Annotated in this window: 17 protein-coding genes, 2 tRNA genes and 1 pseudogene; 16 read left to right on the top strand and 4 right to left on the bottom strand. The window is 74.4% G+C overall.

Going from position 1 to position 20,560, the window contains the following annotated elements:
• Nucleotides 1-42: 42 nt before the first annotated feature.
• On the bottom strand, nt 43-1,047 hold the full coding sequence (locus NRK68_RS12710) for a DUF8829 domain-containing protein (RefSeq protein WP_257855809.1): 1,005 nt from the start codon (nt 1,045-1,047) through the stop codon (nt 43-45).
• A 47-nt stretch (nt 1,048-1,094) separates the two neighbouring features.
• Between NRK68_RS12710 and NRK68_RS12705 the strand changes: the two genes are divergently transcribed.
• From NRK68_RS12705 to NRK68_RS12690, 4 genes are all read left to right on the top strand, one after another.
• On the top strand, nt 1,095-1,913 hold the full coding sequence (locus NRK68_RS12705; RefSeq protein ID WP_308296147.1) for a class E sortase: 819 nt from the start codon (nt 1,095-1,097) through the stop codon (nt 1,911-1,913).
• Nucleotides 1,914-1,993: 80 nt separating this feature from the next.
• Nucleotides 1,994-2,386 carry a DUF6412 domain-containing protein gene (locus NRK68_RS12700; RefSeq protein ID WP_257855808.1) on the top strand — a complete coding sequence of 131 codons (393 nt, stop codon included), beginning with the start codon at nt 1,994-1,996 and terminating at the stop codon, nt 2,384-2,386.
• A gap of 115 nt (nt 2,387-2,501) precedes the next feature.
• Nucleotides 2,502-3,434, top strand: coding sequence for a YidC/Oxa1 family membrane protein insertase (locus tag NRK68_RS12695; RefSeq protein WP_257855807.1), 933 nt, complete (start codon nt 2,502-2,504; stop codon nt 3,432-3,434).
• A 122-nt stretch (nt 3,435-3,556) separates the two neighbouring features.
• Nucleotides 3,557-4,414 carry a fumarylacetoacetate hydrolase family protein gene (locus NRK68_RS12690; RefSeq protein ID WP_183065532.1) on the top strand — a complete coding sequence of 286 codons (858 nt, stop codon included), beginning with the start codon at nt 3,557-3,559 and terminating at the stop codon, nt 4,412-4,414.
• Here NRK68_RS12690 and NRK68_RS12685 read toward each other — a convergent pair.
• Nucleotides 4,387-4,653 (bottom strand): hypothetical protein, encoded by a 267-nt coding sequence (locus NRK68_RS12685; protein WP_257855806.1) that lies wholly within the window; start codon nt 4,651-4,653, stop codon nt 4,387-4,389. The two genes, NRK68_RS12690 and NRK68_RS12685, sit on opposite strands and share 28 nt — an antisense overlap.
• Before the next feature lie 47 nt (nt 4,654-4,700).
• Nucleotides 4,701-5,807 (bottom strand): Gfo/Idh/MocA family protein, encoded by a 1,107-nt coding sequence (locus NRK68_RS12680; protein ID WP_257855805.1) that lies wholly within the window; start codon nt 5,805-5,807, stop codon nt 4,701-4,703.
• A 56-nt stretch (nt 5,808-5,863) separates the two neighbouring features.
• Here NRK68_RS12680 and NRK68_RS12675 point away from each other — a divergent pair, with 56 nt between their 5' ends.
• The 7 genes and pseudogenes from NRK68_RS12675 (at nt 5,864) to NRK68_RS12645 (ending at nt 13,374) form a co-directional block, all read left to right on the top strand.
• Nucleotides 5,864-7,120, top strand: a complete 1,257-nt coding sequence (locus NRK68_RS12675; RefSeq protein WP_257855804.1) for an ROK family transcriptional regulator — start codon at nt 5,864-5,866, stop codon at nt 7,118-7,120.
• A gap of 801 nt (nt 7,121-7,921) precedes the next feature.
• On the top strand, nt 7,922-8,686 hold the full coding sequence (locus NRK68_RS12670; protein ID WP_183065528.1) for a hypothetical protein: 765 nt from the start codon (nt 7,922-7,924) through the stop codon (nt 8,684-8,686).
• Nucleotides 8,687-8,929: 243 nt separating this feature from the next.
• Nucleotides 8,930-9,247: pseudogene (locus NRK68_RS12665) on the top strand (2-aminoethylphosphonate ABC transporter substrate-binding protein); the annotation flags it as partial.
• Between the two features lie 182 nt (nt 9,248-9,429).
• A complete protein-coding gene (locus NRK68_RS12660) occupies nt 9,430-10,950 on the top strand; it encodes an alkaline phosphatase family protein (RefSeq protein ID WP_257855803.1) in 1,521 nt (506 codons plus the stop codon).
• Nucleotides 10,951-11,116: 166 nt separating this feature from the next.
• Nucleotides 11,117-11,896: an HAD-IIA family hydrolase gene (locus tag NRK68_RS12655; RefSeq protein WP_183065527.1), complete on the top strand. Its 780-nt coding sequence runs from the start codon at nt 11,117-11,119 to the stop codon at nt 11,894-11,896.
• 170 nt (nt 11,897-12,066) lie between these two features.
• Complete coding sequence (locus NRK68_RS12650) at nt 12,067-12,684, top strand: hypothetical protein (protein WP_220818606.1); 618 nt, start codon at nt 12,067-12,069, stop codon at nt 12,682-12,684.
• A gap of 15 nt (nt 12,685-12,699) precedes the next feature.
• Nucleotides 12,700-13,374 (top strand): class F sortase, encoded by a 675-nt coding sequence (locus NRK68_RS12645; protein ID WP_183065526.1) that lies wholly within the window; start codon nt 12,700-12,702, stop codon nt 13,372-13,374.
• Nucleotides 13,375-13,491: 117 nt separating this feature from the next.
• Here NRK68_RS12645 and NRK68_RS12640 read toward each other — a convergent pair.
• Nucleotides 13,492-13,565 (bottom strand) — tRNA-Lys (locus NRK68_RS12640).
• Between the two features lie 215 nt (nt 13,566-13,780).
• Between NRK68_RS12640 and NRK68_RS12635 the strand changes: the two genes are divergently transcribed.
• From NRK68_RS12635 to NRK68_RS12615, 5 genes are all read left to right on the top strand, one after another.
• Nucleotides 13,781-15,136, top strand: a complete 1,356-nt coding sequence (locus tag NRK68_RS12635; RefSeq protein ID WP_257857830.1) for a peptidoglycan-binding protein — start codon at nt 13,781-13,783, stop codon at nt 15,134-15,136.
• Nucleotides 15,137-16,215: 1,079 nt separating this feature from the next.
• The gene (locus NRK68_RS12630) at nt 16,216-17,805 is read left to right on the top strand and encodes an SPFH domain-containing protein (protein ID WP_257855802.1); all 1,590 of its coding nucleotides are present in this window, start codon (nt 16,216-16,218) and stop codon (nt 17,803-17,805) included.
• A gap of 180 nt (nt 17,806-17,985) precedes the next feature.
• On the top strand, nt 17,986-18,579 hold the full coding sequence (locus NRK68_RS12625; RefSeq protein ID WP_183065631.1) for a lytic polysaccharide monooxygenase auxiliary activity family 9 protein: 594 nt from the start codon (nt 17,986-17,988) through the stop codon (nt 18,577-18,579).
• A 26-nt stretch (nt 18,580-18,605) separates the two neighbouring features.
• Nucleotides 18,606-20,291 carry an AMP-binding protein gene (locus NRK68_RS12620; protein WP_183065525.1) on the top strand — a complete coding sequence of 562 codons (1,686 nt, stop codon included), beginning with the start codon at nt 18,606-18,608 and terminating at the stop codon, nt 20,289-20,291.
• Between the two features lie 102 nt (nt 20,292-20,393).
• Nucleotides 20,394-20,467, top strand: a tRNA-Lys gene (locus tag NRK68_RS12615).
• The last annotated feature ends 93 nt before the right edge of the window (nt 20,468-20,560 follow it).

The raw sequence follows: 20,560 nt of genomic DNA, 5'->3' as shown, positions 1-20,560 counted from the left end.
ACGCCACTGTCCGGGATGCAGTACGGGTGGTGTTGAGCGGAGTCACCTGCTCGGGATGCCGTGGCACTCCGCGTAGGGCTTGCCCGAGGTGCACCAGCAGGGGGAGGTGGGGGTGGGGGGCCAGGGGGTGGCTTTGCCGCGGGCTGCCAGGGTCGTGGCGTATTCCGCCAGGAGGGACGGGGAAGCCGGGGAGGTCTTCTCGGAGGCGGCGAAGGCCTCGTACGAGGGGACGCTCGCCGTCACGATCCCGAGGTTGGTGGTGCCCGAGGCAGCCAGGGCGCGCAGGGCGGTCTCGATGTCGCGGAGGTGGGCCTCGTGCGAGGCGTACTCCGAGGCGAGCGTCGGGTAGCTGGTCAGCAGCTCGGACAGTTCGCGCTGCGGCCAGTGGAGGATCGCCACCGGGAACGGGCGGGACAGGGCCGCGCGGCGGTCGCCCAGTTCGGCGCGCAGGCGGGCGATCTCGGCGCGCAGCTCGGCCGGGTCGTCGGAGCCCAGGGCCCAGATGCGCTTCGGGTCGTGGAGCTCGTCGAGGGGGATCGGGCCGATGTGGCGGGTGTCGGCCACCATGTCCCAGTCGTCGTGAGGGCGCCCGAGGAGGCGGCGCACCCGGTGGCGGCCCGTCAGGAGGGCGGTCGTGGCCGGGGTGAGCGGGGTCGAGTCGGCGATCAGGAGCGTCGCGGCCTGCGTGAAGCAGTTCTCGGACGCCTCCAACTCGTCGTGGGCCTCCAGGGCTTCCGCGATGACCTCCCACGGCGCCGGGTCCTTGGGGGAGGCGGCGCGGATACCCGCGATGAGGGCGCGGGCCTCGGCCTCGTGGCCGTACTCCCAGAGGTTCGCCGCCTGGAGGGCCTTGATCAGGTGGGGGTCGGAGGGTGAGGAGGAGAGGAGTTGGTCGTACAGGGCGCTCGCCCGGTCCCGTTCGTCGGCCAGCTCGAGGTGGGCCGCGGCCTGGAGGAGCAAGGGCTCCTGGTCCTCGGGGTAGCGGGTCGCCGTGCGGATGAGGCGCTCGGCTTCGGCGATGTGCTCGGCAGGCGTGTCGGGGCGCATGGTTCACACCGTACTGCCGCTGGTCAGTTGACGGGGGAGGTCTTAGGGTGCCGCCCGTGCGGGATCACATACCTGTGGTGGTTCAGGGGCGGGGCCGGCGGGCGCGCCGGGCCGGTGTCGTGGGGGTCCTGTGGGCTACCGCCGAGCTGACCGTCACCGTGGGCGTGGTGGTGTTGTTGCTGGTGGTGCACCAGGTGTGGTGGACCAACCGGCAGGCCGCCGCCGCGGCGCAGGCGCAGGTCCGGGCCCTGGAGCGGGCCTGGGGGGATGACCCTTCCCTTCCGCCCTCCCCTTCTTCCGACTCGCCTTCCGTCGCGCCTTCCGTGTCGTCGTCCGTGGCGCCCTCCGTGCCGCCTTCCGGGGGGCCTGCTGTTGTTTCCTCTTCCCCGCCGCCTCCGCCTGCCGGGCCGGCGGGGGCGCGGGAGCGGGAGGGGGCGTATGCCGTGCTGCGCATCCCGCGGCTCGGCCTCGTCGTCCCCGTCGCGCAGGGCATCGACAAGCGGGCCGTCCTCGACAAGGGGTACGCGGGGCAGTACCCCGGGACCGCCGGGCCCGGTGAGCGGGGGAACTTCGCGCTGGCCGGTCACCGCAACACCCACGGCGAGCCCTTCCGGTACGTCAACCGGCTGCGGGCGGGCGACGAGCTGATCGTGGACATGCGGGGGCGCAGGTACACGTACGTGGTGGGGAAGGTCCTGAGCGAGACGACCGAGCGGGACACCGGGGTGATCGCCCCGGTGCCGCGGAGCGTGGTGAAGCCGGAGTACGGGTACAGCGAGCCCGGCGCGTACATCACGCTGACCACGTGCACACCCGAGTACAGCTCGAAGTACCGGCTGGTGGTCTGGGGGACCCTCCGCCGCTGACCTCATCTCCCGTTGTCGGTGGGCCCGGTTACCATCGATCGAGAACAGTTCGAACAGCGTTGGGAGAGGGGGAGGTTCGCATGGGCATGGGCATCGGCATCGGGATGGGCAGGGGCCGGTCACGACGCCACGACGTGCCGCTCCTCCCGCTCGTCCCGCTCGACCGGATCGCCCGGGTGCTCTTCGTGCTGGTCCCGCTCGTGCTGCTCGGGGGAGCCCTCGGCCTGTTCGCCGGGGAGAGCGGGCTGGGCGCTGTGGTGGTCGCCCTCGCGGCGACCGTCGTCGCCGTCTCCGTGGGTGCCGAGGCCCTGGCCGCCGCCGCGCGGCTCGTACGGCCGGTGCCGCCGCACCGAATACGCACCGCGATCCGTGATCGCGAGCAGCGCACGGCGTTCCTGCCGCAGCGTGATCCCGACGCCTCGGGCCGGTCGCGGCCCAGGGCGCCCGGCCGTCTCGTTCCGACGGCCGCGTAGGGGCGCGCAGTTCTCCTCGCCTTCTGCTGACTGATCACTGTTGTCGCCCCTCGTGGGTCGTCACGCCGAAATGCACCTCTTTTCGACGTTCGACGAGACCCTTCGGAGGGCCCGCGTGTCCGTTTTCACCCACCTTGTTGTCGAGTTGGGCCGGCTTCTCGAGCCGGTGCTGGCCGAGTCCGCGACCGCTGCCGCGATCGTGCTGTTCACCGTGCTCGTACGGCTCGCCCTGCACCCGCTGAGCAGGGCCGCCTTCCGCGGTGCGACCCCGCTGGCCGGCTGCCTGCCCCTGCTGCTGCAGCTGCCGGTGTTCTTCCTCATGTACCAGGCGTTCTCCTCGGGGGGTGAGCTGCTGAGCCACCGGCTGTTCGCCGCGCCGCTGGGGTCCCGGTGGGCCGATGCGCTCGGGGAGGGCGGGCTGTTCGGGGCGCAGGGGCTGGTGTTCCTGGCACTGTTCGGGGTGATCGCGGTGGTGGCCGCCTGGAGTGCTGTGCGGGGGCGCCGGGCGGCGGCCGCGGCTGCCGCTGCCGCTGCCGACGCCGCTGAGAAGCCCGTCGCCGCGCAGAAGTCCGCCGCCGCGCGGAGGCCTGCCGTCGGCTCCGGCAGGGCGAAGCCGGGGGGCAAGGCCGGGACCGGCGCGCGTGCCCGTGCCGCGGGTGGGGCCGGCGCGCGTGCCCGGGCTGCCGCCGGTGCCGGTGCCGGTGCCGGTGCCGGTGCCGGTGTCGCCGCTGTCGCCGGCGCCCGTGCACGGGCCGAGGGCGGTCACCGCGCCGGGGTCGGGGCCGGGGCCGCTGCGGTGCCCGAGCTGAGTGCCGAGCAGCAGGAGGTCATGCGCAAGCTGGGCGGCGTACTGCCCCTGCTCTCGTTCGGGACGCTGATCACCGCGGCCGTGGTGCCGCTGGCCGCCGGGCTCTACCTGCTCACCACCACCGCCTGGGCGGTCGCGGAGCGGGCCTGGCTCGAACGCCGCAAGGCCCGGGCCGCGGCCCGTACCGAGACGCCCGGCACCGAGCGGGCGGTCGACGGAGCGGCGCGTTCCAGTCTGTGAACAGGGTCTTGCAGATTGGGTGGACTTCTTGGAGGATCAGCCAATCCTCCGATGGCCGCAACCCATCGTCCGGCCCGGGGCATGCCCATGGGCCGACCACCCACGACCACGGGAGAATGCCCATGAAGCTGCTGCGTGTCGGACCGGTCGGGTCGGAGCGCCCCGCGCTGCTCGACCAGGACGGGACCCTGCGGGACCTGTCCGGCCTGGTCACGGATGTGGACGGCGCCCTGCTCGCCGACGACTCCGGGCTGTCCCGGGTACGGGAAGCGGCGGAGTCGGGCGAGCTTCCGGTCCTGGACGCCGAAGGGCTGCGGATCGGCGCGCCCGTCGGCCGCATCGGCAAGATCGTGGGCATCGGCCTGAACTACTTCGGGCATGCGGCGGAGATCGGCGCGGAGCCGCCGGCCGAGCCGATCCTCTTCCTGAAGGCGGCGGACACGGTGGCCGGCCCCGACGACACGGTCCTGATCCCGCGGGGCAGCGTGAAGACCGACTGGGAGGCCGAGCTCGGCGTCGTCATCGGCAGCACCGCCCGCTACCTGGACTCCGCGGAGCAGGGCCTGGCGCACGTCGGCGGCTACGTGCTGGTCAACGACGTCTCGGAACGCGAGTTCCAGATCGAGCGCGGCGGCACCTGGGACAAGGGCAAGAACTGCGAGACCTTCACCCCGCTCGGCCCGTGGCTGGTGACCGCCGACGAGATCCCGGACCCGCAGGTCCTGGACGTGAAACTGTGGGTCAACGGCGAGCTCAAGCAGGACGGCAACACCTCGGACCAGATCTTCCCGGTCGGTGAGGTCGTCCGGTACCTGAGCCGGTTCATGACCCTGTACCCGGGCGACGTCATCGTCACCGGTACGCCGGCCGGCGTGGCGATGGGCCAGCCGGAGCCGAAGCCGTACCTGCGGGCGGGTGACGTCGTGGAGCTGGAGATCGAGGGCCTGGGCCGTCAGCGCCAGGAGTTCAAGGGCGCGTAGCCGCGCCGCCGGGAGCGGATGGGTGGGAAGGGCGGGGCTGCCGTTGCGGCGGTCCCGCCCTTCCCGCGGTCGTGGCCGCGTCCGTTTCCGTGCCCGCCTCCGTTCGTGGCCGTGGCCGTGGCCGTGGCCGTGGCCGTGGCCGGGTCCGGGTCCGCGTCCGTGGCCGCCTCCGGGTCCGCGTCCGGGGCCGCCTCCGCGTCCGCGGCCGAGTGCGGATGGGCGTTCGCGGGTGCGTTCACGTGTGTGTCCGCGTCCGCCCGCTCGGGTGCCTGCGGACGCCGGAACGTCACGCGGTTCCGTGCTCCGCGGTGAGGGGGAGTTCCACGGCCACGCCCTCCTGGGACGACATGCGGGCCGCCTCCAGTACGTCGAGGCAGCGCGCGGCCTCCAGCGCTGTGACCGGGGCCGGCCCGCCCGTGCGCAGGGCGGCCTCCACCGCCGAGTAGTACGCCGGGTAGTCGCCCTGCTCGGTCGGCACCGGGGCCCCGCCACCGGTCAGCGGGGACTCGCCCGACCCCACCCGCCCCCACAGGTGCGGGGGCTCCTCGCCCCAGGGCAGCCGCCCGTCCGGCCGCAGCCCCTCCCGCAGGGCCCCCTCCTGCGGGTCCAGGCCGTACTTCACATAGCCGGCCCGGGAGCCGAGCACGCGGAACCGCGGCCCGAGCTGGGCGGTGGTCGCGCTGACGTAGAGGTGGGAGCGGACCCCGCTCGCGTGCGTGAGGGCGATGAAGGTGTCGTCGTCCGTCTCGGCGCCCGGTCGGCGCGCGTCGGTCTCCGCGTAGACCCGTACGGCAGGCCCGAACAGCACGAGGGCCTGGTCGACGACGTGGCTGCCCAGGTCGTAGAGCAGGCCGCCGATCTCCTCCGGGGCGCCCGACTCGCGCCAGCCGCCCTTCAGATGCGGGCGCCACCGCTCGAAACGGGACTCGAAGCGCTGGACCTCGCCGAGTTCGTCGTCGGCGAGGAGGCGGCGCAGGGTGAGGAAGTCGTTGTCCCAGCGGCGGTTCTGGAAGACGGAGAGGAAGGTCCCGCGCCGGTCGGCCAGGGCGCCGAGCGCCCGGGCCTCGGCGGCGGTGGCGGCGAGCGGCTTGTCCACGACCACCGGGATGCCGGCTTCGAGGGCGGTGGTGGCGAGCGGGACGTGCGTCTTGTTGGGTGAGGCGATCACGACGAGGTCGAGGTCGCGCTCCCACAGCTCGTCGGCGGTGGGCGCCGTGTGGACGTCGGGGAACTCCGCGCGGGCCTGGGCCTGCCGGTCCGGGTCGGAGGTGACGACCGTGTCGAGGACGAGTCCGTCCGTGGCGGCCACGAGGGGGGCGTGGAAGACGGAACCGGCGAGTCCGTAGCCGATGACGCCGACGCGGAGTGGTGCGGTGGGGGCGGGGGTGCTCATGGGGACCACTTTCGCAACAGTGTTGTCGAAGTGCAAGGAGGGTGGACAATGGGCTCGTGAACAGGGGTAGCAGGAACAGCGGCCACAGCGATGCGCACGGTCGGCGTGGCGGGGTGAACCTGCCCGCGCTGCGCGGCCACAACGAGGCACTGGTGCTGGACCTGCTGCGCGGCGCCGGCCCGGCGGGCCTGGGCCGCACGGAACTCGCCGCCCGTACGGGGCTCACTCCGCAGGCCGTCAGCAAGATCACGGCACGGCTCGGCGCGGACGGCCTGGTCGCGGAGGCGGGGCGCGCGGCGTCCACCGGCGGCAAGCCGCGCACCCTGCTCCGGCTGGTGCCGGACGCGCGGCACGCGGTCGGAGTGCACCTGGACCGCGATGTGCTCAGGGCGGTACGGGTGGACCTGGCGGGCCGCGTCGTCGCCGACAGCGGCGGCCCGCTGGACTTCGGGGCCGGACCGGAGGCGGCGGTGGAGGCGGTCGTACGGGCGGTCGCGCGGCTCGGTGATCCGTACGGGCCGCCGCTCCTGGGTGTCGGCGTGGCCGCGCCGGGGCCGCTCGACCACCGGGCCGGGGTGATGGGACGGGTGACCGGGTTCCCGAGCTGGAAGGGATTCCCGCTGCGGGGGGTGCTGGAGGGGCGGCTGGGCCTTCCGGTACTGCTGGACAAGGACACGAACGCCGGTGCGGCCGCGGCCGCCGGGGCGTGGCTGCGGGCCACGTGGCCGGAGGCGGGCTCCGATGCGGATGTGGCGGGTGCCGGGGCGGGTGTCGGTGCGGGTGCGGTTGCCGGTGCGGTTGCCGGTGGGCTTACCGGTGCGGTTGTCGGGGAGGGCCCTGCCGGGGACGGCCTTGCCGGTGGCGGGCCCCACACCTGCGTGTACCTGCACGTCGGGACGGGGCTCGGGGCCGGGCTGTGGCTGGGCGGCGGGGTCTACCGGGGTGCGCGTTCGGCGGCGGGGGAGTTCGGCCACCAGGTGCTCCTGCTGGACGGCCCGCCGTGCCGGTGCGGGGCGCGCGGCTGCGTGGAGGTGCTGTGCCTGGAGGCGGTGGCCCGGGGTGATCTTCCCGGGGCGGCGCGGATCGTGGGTGAGGCCGCGGCCAACCTGGTCGCGCTGCTGGACGTGGACCGGGTGCTGCTCGGTGGGCGAGTGGTGGCGTCGGCGCCGGACGTCTTCGTTGCCGGCGTGGGGGCCGTGCTTGCGGCCCGTGCGTTGGATCCGGCCCGGCCGGTGGTCGCCCTGGCGGGCGCGGGTGTGGCGGAGGGGGCGGCGGAGATGGCGCTGACGTCGTTGTTCGGGCGGGCGGGGTGAGGGTTTGGGGGGTGCGGGTGGCGTTGCCGGGTGCGGGTGCGGGTGGCGTTGCGGGGTGCGGGGCGCGGGTGCGTTGCCGGGTGCGGCGCCGTTGCGGGGGCGCTGCCCCCGGGCCCCCGCGCCTCAAACGCCGGCGGGGCTGGAATGAGCGGGGCTCCGCCCCGGGCCCCGCGCCTCAATCGCCGGCGGGGCTGGACAGTGCGGCGGGGCGAGCGTGCGGCTGGGCTGGGATGCGGGGGCAGGTGGCGTTCCGGGTGCGGCGCCGTTGCGGGGGCGCTGCCCCCGGGCCCCCGCGCCTCAAACGCCGGCGGGGCTGAATAGAGCGGGGGCTCCGCCCCGGGCCCCGCGCCTCAATCGCCGGCGGGGCTGGATAGTGCGGCGGGGCGAGCGTGCGGCTGGGGTGGGCTGGGATGCGGGGGCAGGTGGCGTTCCGGGTGCGGCGCCGTTGCGGGGGCGCTGCCCCCGAGCCCCCGCGCCTCAAACGCCGGCGGGGCTGGATAGTGCGGCGGGGCTGGAATGAGCGGGGCGCCGCCCCGAGCCCCCGCGCCTCAATCGCCGGCGGGGCTGGATAGGGCGGCGGGGCTGGGTAGGGCGGCGGGGCTGGGTAGGGCGGCGGGGCTGGGTGGGGCGGCGGGGGCGAGGTGAACGGGGTTGACCTGTGGGGCAATCGGGCGTAAACCAGAACGACTCGGGCGTGGTGCGCGGAGAGGGAACGCGCCGGCGTGGCAAGGTGCGGGCAGGCCGGAGTGATGATCATTTCGTCCGACCATCGTCCTGTCCGGCGAGCAGCGAAGGTCTTCCATGCGACTGCGCCAAGCCCAAGCACTTGCCCTCACGGCCTTCCTCTCCGCCGCCCTGGCCGCCCTCACCGCGTCCACCGCCGGCGCGGACATCGGCACCGGTGGCGGCGCCCGCCCCGCGCCCGCGATGCCGTCCCGCGTCCAGGCCACCTGTGGCGACGGCAAAAGTTCCGCCTTTCCCATCGGGGCGCGCATCCGCGGCGGCCCGGCCGTGTACCGCACCGGCGGCGAGCCGCAGACCTGGTACCTGGACCTGACCAACACCACGGACTCCGAGTGCAAGGCCATCCACCCCGTCGTGGTCCTCACCGACAAGGCCCGCACCCTGCGCCCCGCCCACCTGCGGATGGAGTTCGAAACCCCGGGCGGAGTCCTGCCCGCCGGCCTCGAACGCAGCGACCGCGACGAGATCATCGCCGTCTTCGACGGCGGCGACGCCTTCCCCGGCTTCACCGTGGCCCCCGGCGGTACCCGAACCGTCAAGGTCGGCCTCGCCTTCACCCCCGACGCCCCCACCGGTGAGGTCGTCGCCGACGCCGCCCTCGTACAGCGCAAGGGCGACGACGGGGACTGGGTCGGTGAGGCGGGCGGCTACCGGTTCTCCGTCCAGGAGTCCGACGACTCCGTCGAGGGCGGCTCCCTCGCCCACACCGGTCCCCGCGAGTGGGTGTACGGCGCAGGGTCCGTGGCTGCCCTCGCCGTGGGCGGCGGCCTCCTGCTGGGGGCCCGCCGGCTCCGCACCCGTACCCGCAACCGGGCGTACTGACCTCCGCCGCACCCGGGCCCATACGCGCGGCGCCGTACTGACCTCCGCCGCACCCGGGCCCGTATCTGCGGCGCCGTACTGCCCACCGCCGCACCCGCCGGCCTCCCCCGCCTCCGCCCGCAGCCGCAGGTCGCCCGCACGTCCGTCCCCGCCTCCGCCCGCAGCCGCCGGTCGCCCGCACGTTCGCCCCCGCCTCCGGCCCCACACCCCGGCGGAGGCCCGTACGGGCGGTGCGGCCGCCCCATCTGGTTCCCCGCGAAGGACGGCGGCAGGCCCACCACCTTCGCCCTGCCCTACGCGGCGGGCCTGGTCGCCAAGGCCCCGCACACCGAGAACGGCAAGAAGCTCCTCGACCACCTGCTCGGCGAGGAGGCGCAGAAGCTGGTCAGCGAGGTGGGCGGAGGCTTCCCGGCCCGCGGTGACGTCAAGCCGACCGACGCCAACGCCGTCGAACTCACCCGGCTCATGAACGGTGTCGAGATCTTCGAGCCGGACTGGGCGGACATCGACAAGAACCTCACCGCCTACGTCGACGCGTGGAAGTCGGCAACCGGAAGCTGACTGGTTGCTTCCTCGTCATCCACGCCCGCCACAGTGACGCTTGCATAACGGGTCTGGACCGAAGACCGCACCTTCGGTCCGGACCCGGAGCACGTCCCCCGTGCACGTCCCCGGTGCACGCGCGTACCCGGTGCACGCACGTCCCCAGCGCTTTCCTTCCACGATCACTCCTGGAGGAGTTCGTGTCCCCTGCCGTCCCCGCCGGACGCACCCTCGCCGTGGCCGTCACCGCCACCGCCCTGCTCGCCGCCGCCCTCGGCGCCCACACCGCCACCGCCGCCCCGGCCGTCGTCACCGACAAGGTCCTCGTCATCGGTGTCGACGGCGCGGTCCTGGACCGCGTCAAGGCCGCCGACGCCCCCCACCTCAACGGGCTGATGGCCCAGGGGCTGACCGCCCGCAGCACCCTCTACGCCGGCCCCATGGCCGCCACCTCCTCGGGCCCCGGCTGGTCCACCGTCGCCACCGGGGTCTGGCCCGACAAGCACGGCGTGAGGGACAACTCCTTCATCGGCAAGAACTACACCGCTCACCCCGACTTCCTCACCCGAATCGAGAACGCCAAGCCGGCGCTCAACACGTACGCGGCCGCCGACTGGGAGCCCATCACCTCCACCGACCAGAACGGCCCGATCTTCTCCGCCAAGGTCGACAAGCGGCTCTCCCTCAAGGGCGACCGCGACGGCTACCGCAACGAGGACCCGAAGGTGGCCGCCGCGGCCGCCACCGAACTGCGCACCCAGAACCCGGACGCCGCCTTCGTCTACCTCGGCGAGATCGACGCCGCCGGGCACTCCTACGGCGCCGCCAGTCAGCAGTACCTCGACGCCGTCGCCCGCGTCGACGCCCTGGTCGGCCAGCTCCTCACCGCCGTCCAGAACCGGCCGACGTACGGCCAGGAGAACTGGAAGATCCTGGTCACCACCGACCATGGCCACACCTCCACCGGCGGCCACGGCGGCTCCAGCATCGCCGAGCGCGGCACCTTCGTCATCGCCAAGGGCGCCGGGATTCCCGCCGGTTCGGTCCGCGACGACGTCAAGCTCGCCGACGTGGCCGCGACCGCCCTCGCCCAGGTCGGCGTCGCCGCGCCCGGCCTCGACGGTGTCGCGCTGGGCGCCCCGGACGCGGACCCCTTCGACACCGTACGCCCGAACCTGCAGGCCCGGGTGGACGAGACGGGCATCCCCGCCGGGGTGAAGGGCTTCACGCGCACCCCGCCCGCCGGCTGGTCCGTCGACAACTCCAGGATGGGCACGGGCGGTGTCACCGAATGGGCCGGCTGGTCCTTCGCGACCGACGAGTTCTGGACGCAGGCGCAGCGCGACCAGTGGCGCGAGCTGAATGTCCGCTCCCGTGACGTCTTCGCCGTCGCCGACTCCGACGAGTGGGACGACAAGACCCACACCGGCACCTTCGACTCCACCCTCGTCACGCCCAAGTGGCCGGTCGCGGGCGGCAGTACGCGCACCCTCGCCTTCCAGTCGCACTACCGCCACGAGGCCGGTCAGACCGCCCAGGTCCTGGTCTCCTACAACGGCGGCACCCCGACGGTGGTGAAGACCTGCACCGCCGACGCCGTCGCCAGGGCCGAGTCCATCGCCCTCCAGGTCCCGGCAGGCGCCACCGACGTCCAGGTCCGCTTCCGCTACAGCGGCGACAACAACTGGTTCTGGGCCGTCGACAACGTGCGCCTGAACTGACCGGCTGACCGGCTGGTCGGCTGGTCGGCTTACCGGCTGACCGGCCGCCCCCGGAGTCCGGGCTGTGGACGGCAGGGACGTCCGCCGCCCGGCCCGGATAGGGTGGACACAGGTGGTACAGACCAGAAGTCGAGGTCGCAGGTCAGCGAGAGCGGAGAGCAGTCCAGTGGCAGAGCGCAAGCCGATCGAATCGTGGCTCACCGACATGGACGGGGTCCTCATCCACGAGGGCACCCCGATCCCCGGCGCCGATGCCTTCATCAAGCGGCTGCGCGAGTCAGGCAAGCCCTTCCTGGTGCTGACCAACAACTCCATCTACACCCCGCGCGATCTCCAGGCCCGCCTGGCCCGCATGGGTCTGGACGTCCCCGTCGAGAACATCTGGACCTCCGCCCTGGCCACCGCGAAGTTCCTCGACGACCAGCGCCCGGGCGGCACCGCCTACGTCATCGGCGAGGCCGGTCTGACGACCGCTCTGCACGACATCGGCTACGTCCTCACCGACCACGAGCCGGACTACGTGGTGCTGGGCGAGACACGGACGTACAGCTTCGAGGCCATGACCAAGGCGGTCCGCCTGATCAACGCCGGGGCGCGTTTCATCTGCACCAACCCCGACGAGACCGGCCCGTCGACCGAGGGCCCGCTGCCGGCCACCGGTGCCGTCGCCGCGCTGATCACGAAGGCGACCGGGAAGCAGCCGTACTTCGCCGGCAAGCCGAACCCGCTGATGATGCGTACCGGGCTCAACGCCATCGGCGCGCATTCGGAGACCAGCGCGATGATCGGCGACCGGATGGACACGGACGTGCTGGCCGGTCTGGAGGCGGGCATGCAGACCTTCCTCGTACTGACCGGTCTGACCACCGAGCGGGACACCGAGAAGTTCCCGTACCGTCCGACCAAGACGGTCCCCTCGATCGCCGACCTGGTCGACCTGGTCTGACGGCCGAGTGGCCGAGCGGCCGGACGACGTGCGGCCGGACGGACGTGCGGCTGCGGGGCGCAGGGCCGTCCGGGCGTACCGCGTTTGGGGCGTACGGCTGACACGTACGGCGCCGCTCCGGATGCGGAGCGGCGTACCGCGCGTGAATCTCCTTGTCGAGGAGGTTCACCATGCGCAGTGTTCCGATCGCTGTCCGCACCGCCGCCGTGGCCGCCGCCCTGGCGGCCTTCACCGCGGTGACCGCGCCGACCGCCCTCGCGGGCGAGGAGGAGCGCGGCCGCGGCAGCATCGCCGTCGACCCGAGCCCGGCCCACCCCGGAGCGCAGGTCAAGCTGCGCGTCCAGGGGTGTGACGGCAACCGGGGAGTGGCCAAGTCCTCCGTCTTCGTGGCGGACGCCGACCTGTACGGGCGCGACGGCGGTCGCCGCAGCCCGCTCTACGGCGACGCGATGATCAGCTCGCACGCCTCACCCGGCTGGCACGCCGTCCGGGTGTACTGCGACGGCGACGAGAAGTTCACCGGCTCCGTCCAGATCTCCGCGCACCGTCACCCGTCGCACCACGCCTCGCCGGTCTGGCCGGTCCACGCGGGCGGCGGCGGCATGGCGGACCGCCCTGCGGACCGCCCGGCGCAGGCTCCCGGCCTGGTCACGGCGGCGAAGAAGGAGGACGGGTCCGACGGCCCGGGGATGCCGCACACGGTGATCGGCGCGGTGCTCGCCGCGGTGGCGACGCTGGCCGTGGCGGGCCGGGCGCTGAGCCTGCGCCGCCGCCGAAGCGGTGAGTGAGGGGACGGGCGACGCGTGAGCGAGTGGCGGACGGACGAGGCCAAGGCCTCCGCCGGGGGCCGGCTGCTGACCTTCGCCGCCTGGTCCGTCCTGGTACTGGGCCTGTGGCTGTGGGGCCGTGAGCTGACCGTGGCGCCCGCCCCGCTCTCCGGGCAGGCCGGCGGGGCGCTGAGCGCGGGGCTGCCTGCCGCGCACGCCCCCGTCGCCGGCTCCCTGCCGCAGCGCGTCGACGTGCCGTCCATAGGCATCCAGGCCCCGGTGGTGTCCCGGGGCCTGGACAAGGACGGTGCGATCGATCCGCCGCCGTACGACAGCCCGGGCACGGTGGGCTGGTGGGGGAAGGGCGTCCAGCCGGGGGCGGCGGGGACGGCGCTGATGGTGGGGCACGTGGACACGCGGTCCAAGCCGGCGGTCTTCTACGGCCTGAGTTCGGCGCAGCCGGGTGACAAGGTGCGTGTGGTGCGGGCGGACGGTTCCGTCGCCGAGTTCACGATCGAGGACGTACGGGTCTACGAGCGCGCGGCCTTCGACGCGCACAAGGCGTACGGCCCGCGGGTCCGGGGCCGGGCCGAGCTGCGGCTGGTGACCTGCGGGGGCACCTACGACAAGGCGGCCAAGGAGTACTCGGCGAACGTGGTGGTCTCCGCCTACCTGACGGGTGTGGGCGTCCGCCCCGGTACATCGGTCTAGCCGCCGTCCGCCGTCCGCCGTCCGCCGTCCGCCGTCCCCCCTTGTTCTCGCCCTCCACCGATCCGGGAAACGAAGAAGCCCCTCACAGCTTTCGCTGTGAGGGGCTTCCTCCGTCTGTGCGCCGCCAGGGACTCGAACCCCGGACCCGCTGATTAAGAGTCAGCTGCTCTAACCAACTGAGCTAGCGGCGCTTGCTGACAGAGAAAACTCTACCCCACCTGTGTGGGTGCTCGTGACCAGCCACGCCCGCCTTGTCCGATTAACCCATGTTTGAGGGGTTTATCGTGCACGATATGTCTGCGCCGACCGCATCTGATGCTTTATCAGGTGCGGCCCCGGTCGACCACCGGAACAGCAGGGGAGTGGACGGAACCGCATGACGATGCAGCCCCCGACGCGTGTGCAGATGCCGATGCCCGCTTTCGAGGAGTACGAGCCCGCGGGCGACTGCGTGTGCCGGGGATGCGCCGAGCGTCGCCGCGCCCTCGCCCGGGCCAGGGCCATACCGCTCCGGGACGGCGGCCACCCCGCCGCGCGCGGCGCGCGCCGGGCCCTGGTCCTGGCCACCACCGCCGGAGTGGTCCTCGGCGGTGGCGGCGGGACCGCGGTGGCCCTGAGCACACCGGCCGCGGGACCGGTGGCCCTCGACGACCCCGGCAGCCCGCAGGGCGGCCGCACCCCCCTGCACGGCCCGAAGGGCAGCCCCGGCAGCCCAGGAGCCCCGGGCAAGCCGGGCGCCGTCAAGCGGATCGACCGCACGACGATCATCACCAGGGCGAAGCTGTGGCTGGACGCACAGGTCCCCTACAGCATGTCGGCGTACTGGACGGACGGCTACCGGCAGGACTGCTCGGGCTACGTCTCCATGGCCTGGAACCTCGGCTCGAACGAGTGGACCGGCAGCCTCGACAAGTTCGCCACCAGGATCACGAAGGATGAGCTGCTGCCGGGGGACATGCTGCTCTTCCACAACCCGGCCGACCCCAACAACGGCTCGCACGTGGTCCTCTTCGGCGGCTGGGTCGACGCGACGCGCACGCACTACGTGGCCTACGAGCAGACGCGCCCCACGACGCGGAAGCTGGCCACGCCCTACGGGTACTGGGCCAACGCGGCGAAGTACGTCCCGTACCGGTTCAACGGGGTGACGGGCGGCATCGTCCCGGAGGCCCCGGGCGCCGTCCCCGCCCCCGAACCGCCGGCGGCGGGCCCCACTCCGGGCGACGCCGCCAAGGCCTTCCCCGGCGCGGACAAGTTCGCCCCGGGCGCCACCAACGACCACGTGGCCCAGCTGGGCCGGATGCTGATCGAGCGCGGCGCGTACCGCTTCTACCCCAAGGGGGTGGCCGACCGGACGTGGAGCGACCACGACAAGCTCGCCACCCAGGCCTTCCAGCGCGCGCAGGGCTGGACGGGCGCCGACGCCGACGGCGTCCCCGGCGCGCACACCTGGCGCCTGCTCGTCGACAAGCAGGGCAGGAACATCCCGCCGACGGTGGGCGCGGCGCCCGGCCCGGGCGGTGTACGGGCCTACCCGGGGCCCGCGGTGTTCCGCCCGGGCCAGTCCCACCCGGCCGTCGAGGCCCTCGGCCGGCAGCTGGTGAAGAAGGGCTTCGGCAAGTACTACACGTCCGGTCCGGGCCCCCGCTGGGATGAGGCCGACCGCCGCAACGTCGAGGCCTTCCAGCGTGCGCAGGGCTGGCGCGGGGCCGCGGCCAACGGCTACCCGGGCCCGGAAACCTGGCGCCGGCTGTTCGCATGACGGAGGTAACGATGTTTCCCACGCGCACCACCTGGACGACGGGCACCCTCCGCGTACCGGCCGCCGCCACCGCTGCCGCCGCGACCTCCTTCGGCTGGGCCACCACGACCCCGACCCTGTCCCTACGGGTCCCCACCCCGCAGTCGGCCCCCGCCGTGCCCGCCCCCGCGGGTCAGCCTTCGCCCACTCCCGCCACCGCCCCCCGAGGCCCGGCGCCCACGGCCGAGCCCGCCCCCCGAGGCCCGGTGCCCACGGCCGAGCCCGCCCCCCGAGGCCCGGTGCCCACGGCCGAGCCCGCCCCCCGAGGCCCGGCGCCCACGGCCGAGCCCGAGCCCCGAGGCCCGGCGCCCACGGCCGAGCCCGAGCCCCGGGCACCGCTGCCCGCCGCGCACCTTGCGCCCCCGGCGGCGGTCCAGGAGGCCGTGCCCGCCTCCGTCCCGCCGCACTCCGTGCGGGAGCAGGGGCCCGGGACGGTGTCCCCCTCGGCCCCGCTGGGCACGTACCCCCCACCCCGGGCGGCGGCGGGGGAGCCCGCACCGCAGTCCGCGCCCGGGGGCCGGGCGGCCGGGAGCGTGGCCGCGCCGGCGGCCGTGCCGGCCGGTCAGGCTTCGCCCCAGGCAGGGGGCGGGGACGGCCCCGTATCGCTTGCGCCCCGCGCGGCGGCGGAGGACGTTTCCGTGCCTGTGCGCCGACGGGCGGCGGAGCACGTTCCCGCCCCCGGTCCGGCAGCGGTGTCCGCACCGGACGCCGCACCGGACGCCGTGCCGGCTTCGCCTCCGGCGGTGGATGTCCATGCCTCCGGCCCGGGGGCGGTGTTCGCACCGCAGTCCGCGCCCGTGGGCCGGGCCGCCGGGACCGTGACCGCTCCGGCGGCGGGTGCGGGACCCGCACCGCATGCGTGGTGTGCGGCGGGGGATGTCCCCGCCTCCGACGTACCGCAGTCCGCGCCGGTGGGGCGGGGGGCCGTGGCCGCCCCGGCGGCCGTGCCCGCACCAGACACCGTGCCCGTCCCTGCCGGGCAGGCCTCGCGTCCCGAGGCCGGATCCGCGCCGCAGTCCGCTACGGCGGAGCGGGCGGCCGTGCCCGCACCGGACGCCGTACCTGCTTCGTTCCGCGCGACCGCGGCGCCCGAGGGCGTGCCCGTGGGGCGGGGCTCACGTCCCGAGGACGGGAGCGCGGCCGGGCCCGCGGCGCAGCCCTCGCCGGTGGAGCGGGACGCCGGGGCCCTGCCCGCACCGGATGCCGTACCTGCGTCCGCCGGGCAGGCCTTCGTGCACGCAACCGCGGCGGCGGAGGACGTGCCCGCAGGGCCGGGTGTGCGTCCCGAGGGCGGATCCGCGCCGCAGTCCGCGACGGCGGCGCGGCGGGCCGGGGCCGAGGCGGTGGTGCCCGCCGCGCGGGAGGCGGCCGAGTCCGAGGCCCAGCCCGCGGTCGGGGCCGGCGCGGCGAACTCCGGCGTGCCCGGGCCCGGGGCGGCCGAGGTCGAGCAGGGTGGCGTGGAGCCGCCGTGCGACGGGCCCGGCGCGGCGAACTCCGGCGTGCCGGGGCCCGGGGTGGCCGAGATCGTCGCCCGGGCGGTGGCGCGCGCCATGGACGAGGACGACACGCAGGACCTCCCGAACGTCGCCGCCCCCCGCCGCGGGGCCGCCGTCACCGAGGTTCCGCTGCACCTTCCGTTCCGTGCCGCGTCGACGGTCCCCCTGCCGGCGCGCGCGCCCGCGCCCGCCGCCGCGCCCCGCCCCGCGCGGCCCGCTCCCGGCCGCCGGGTCCCCCGCGGGGACGACCGGCTCCGGGAGCACCGCGGCCCGGTGCTGCCCGGCTGGGTCGGCGTGGCCGTCGGCGGCCTCGCCCTGGCCGGCTGCACGGCGGTGCTCTGGCGGGCCGGGATCCTCCCCGCCCCGCTCCTCTCGGCCTTCGGCGCGGCCCCCCGCGCCTACCAGGGCCTGCGCGCCGTCCACTGGCCGCCGCTCGCCTTCCTCGGCATCGTCGCCCTCGTCGCGCTCGGCGGCCTCGGCCGGGCCCGTACCGGCCACGCCTGGGTGCTCACCCTCTTCGGCCGCTACCGCGGCACGGTCCGCCGTACCGGCCTGACCTGGGTCAGCCCCCTGCTGCTGCGCCGCCGGGTCGACGTACGGCTGCGCCACTGGCGCAGCGACCCGATGCCCGCCGTCGACTCCGGCGGGCTCGCCCTCCAGGTCGTCGTCCAGGTCGTCTGGCAGGTCAAGGACACCGCCCGGGCCACGCTCGCCGTCGCGGACCACACCCAGTACCTCGCCGAACAGGTCGAGTCGGCCATGGCCCGCGTGCTCTCCCAGCTCCCGGCGGACGCCTTCCACGAGGACGCCCCGACCCTGCGCGACGCCGAGGCCGTCGGCGACGCGCTGACCCGGATGCTGGCGGCGGAGACGGAGGCGGTCGGGATCGAGGTGTTCTCGGCCCAGCCGATCCGGATCGAGTACGCGGCCGAGGTCGCCGAGGCCATGCGCCGCCGCCGGGTCGCGGCGATCGACGCCAAACACCGGGACGCCGTGCTGACCTCGGTGGTGGACGCAGTGGACGACACCGTTCACCGGCTGACCTCGCGCGGACTCGTCGAGCTCGACGACTACGAGCGCAAGGCCCTGGTGAAGGACCTCACGGTCGCCTTCTACACGGGGCGCACCGACTAGCGGGACGCACATCACGAGGGGAACGGGTGGCCGGAAGGGACCGGACCACCCGTTTTCCCGTTGGTATGGACATGGCCAACTCTCGTCAATAATCTGGGACTTGGTCTAGACCTGAATCCCCACACGCGCGCGCTCGCCGAACTCCCCCCACGTTCAAGGAGCATCATGCGTAACGTCCGCATGCCCGGACGGGCCGGCGTCGCCGCGCTCGGCCTCGGCCTCGTCGCCGGAATCACCCTCATCGGCGCCCCCAGCGCCAGCAGCCACGGCTACACCGACACCCCCATCAGCCGCCAGAAGCTCTGCGCCAACAAGACCGTGTCCGACTGTGGCGCGATCCAGTGGGAGCCGCAGAGCGTCGAGGGCTTCAAGGGATTCCCGGCCGCCGGCCCCGCCGACGGCAGGATATGTTCCGGCGGCCTCCCGCAGTTCGCCGAACTCGACAACCCGCGCGGCGGCGCCTGGCCCACCACCAAGGTGACCGGCGGCCAGAGCTACGGCTTCCGGTGGCAGTTCACCGCCAACCACTCCACCACCGACTTCAAGTACTACGTCACCAAGAACGGCTGGACCGGCACCAAGGCCCTCACCCGCGCCGACCTCGAACCCCAGCCCTTCCTCACCGTCGCCTACAACGGTGCCCGCCCCGCCATGACCACCGTCCACCAGGGCGCCATGCCCAGCGGCAAGACCGGCCGGCACCTGATCCTGGCGGTCTGGACCGTCAACGACACCCCGATGGCCTTCTACGCCTGCTCGGACGTTCAGTTCTGACGATAGGTCAGCTACCCTCCGGCGGCATGCGGACGACGACAGCACCCGGAACCGTCGCGGAGCTCATGGCGTGCCAATGGGGCGACCACCGGCCCGGGCTGATGTACGAGGACGGCGAACGGCACGTCCTCACCCGCCACCGGACCGCCCAGGAGACCGCCGCACGCGCCGCGCTCCTCGTCGACCTCATGCCCGCGGAGGCCGAGCCGCACCTCGGGGTCCTGCTCGACAACACCCCCGAGTTCCCGTTCTGGCTCGGCGCGGCGGCCCTCACCGGGGCCGCCGTCGCCGGGATCAACCCCACCCGGCGCGGCCCCGAGCTGGCCCGCGACATCCTGCACACCGACTGCCGGCTCCTGATCACCGAGGCCGCCCACCTGCCGCTGCTGCGCGGCCTCGACCTGCCCGGCGTACGCGTCCTGGTCACCGGCACCGAGGAGTACGAGGCCCTCCTCGCGCCCTACGCCGCCGCCGAGCCGGGCGAAGCCACCCTGCGCGCCGCCGGGCCCGGCCGCGACTCCCGCCTCCTCCTCTACTTCACCTCCGGCTCCACCGGCGCCCCCAAGGCCGCCATCTGCAGCCAGGGCCGCCTCGCGGCCGCCGGAGCCTCGCTGGCCCGCCGGTTTTCCGTCGGCCCGGACGACGTCCACTACGTCTGCATGCCGCTCTTCCACGGCAACGCCGTCATCGCCGACTGGCTCCCGGCGCTCGCCGGCGGAGCCGCGGTGGCGCTGCGCCGCCGCTTCTCCGCCTCGGCGTTCCTGGACGACGTACAGGCGTACGGGGCCACGTACTTCACCTACGTCGGCCGGGCCGTCCAGTACCTCCTCGCCACCGAGCCCCGCCCCGACGACCGCGACCACCGCCTGCGGCTCGGCTTCGGCACCGAGGCCGGAGCGGTGGACGCGGCACGCTTCGCGACACGTTTCGGCGTCCGCCTGATAGAGGGCTACGGCGCCACCGAGGGCGGCGCCTCCGTCCAGCGCACCCCGGACACCCCGCCGGGCGCCCTGGGCCGGGCGGACGCGGGCGACGACCTGGCGGTGATCGACCCGGAGACGGGCGAGGAATGCCCGCCGGCCGTCCTGGACGGAGCCGGCCGCCTCGTCAACGGCTCGGCCGCCATCGGCGAACTCGTCAACCGGGGCCGCAGCCTGTTCGAAGGCTACTGGCGCAACCCGGACGCCGAGGCCGAACGCACCCGGGACGGCTGGTACTGGACCGGAGACCTCTTCTTCCGGGACGCGGCCGGCTTCCTCTACTTCGCGGGCCGCACCGACGACCGGCTCCGCGTCGACAGCGAGAACCTCGCCGCGGCGGTGATCGAGAACATCCTGGCCCGCTGGCCCGACGCGACGGCGGTCGCCGTCTACGGCGTCCCGGACGAGGTCTCGGGCGACCAGGTGATGGCGGCCTTCTCCCTCCGGGACGGCGCGGTGTTCTCCCCGGAGGCGTTCGAGGACTTCCTCTCCCGCCAGCCGGACCTGGGCACGAAGATGGCCCCGCGCTACGTCCGCGTCGTGGCGCGGATGCCGGTCACCGCGACGAACAAGGTCCACCGGGTGGCGCTGCGCCGGGCCGGCTTCCGGTGCGAGGACCCGGTCTGGCACCGGTCCCCGGCCGGGGGCTACGCCGTCCTGACCCCCTCGGCCCTGGCCGCCCTCCTCGCCACCTACGAGGCCCACGGCCGCCTCGACCTCCTGCACCGCTGACGACAGCACCGCCGCTGGGGCCGGGGGCACTGCCCCCGGCCCCGCCGTGGGTACTGGTTTGGAGCACCCCCGAGGACCAGGTAGTATTTTCTCTGTCAGCAGGCGCCGCTAGCTCAGTTGGTTAGAGCAGCTGACTCTTAATCAGCGGGTCCGGGGTTCGAGTCCCTGGCGGCGCACCTGTCCTTCGGGCGGTTTCCGGTTCACCGGGAACCGCCCGAAGTGTTTTCCGGCCTTGCGCGCACTCGTCGGCGCTGCCGCTTTCCGGAGGC

The sequence above is a fragment of the Streptomyces yangpuensis genome, assembly GCF_024666385.1.
Taxonomy (GTDB): domain Bacteria; phylum Actinomycetota; class Actinomycetes; order Streptomycetales; family Streptomycetaceae; genus Streptomyces; species Streptomyces yangpuensis.
The sequence above is the reverse complement of the archived record's forward strand: the minus strand, read 5'-3'. Positions and strand labels throughout refer to the sequence as shown.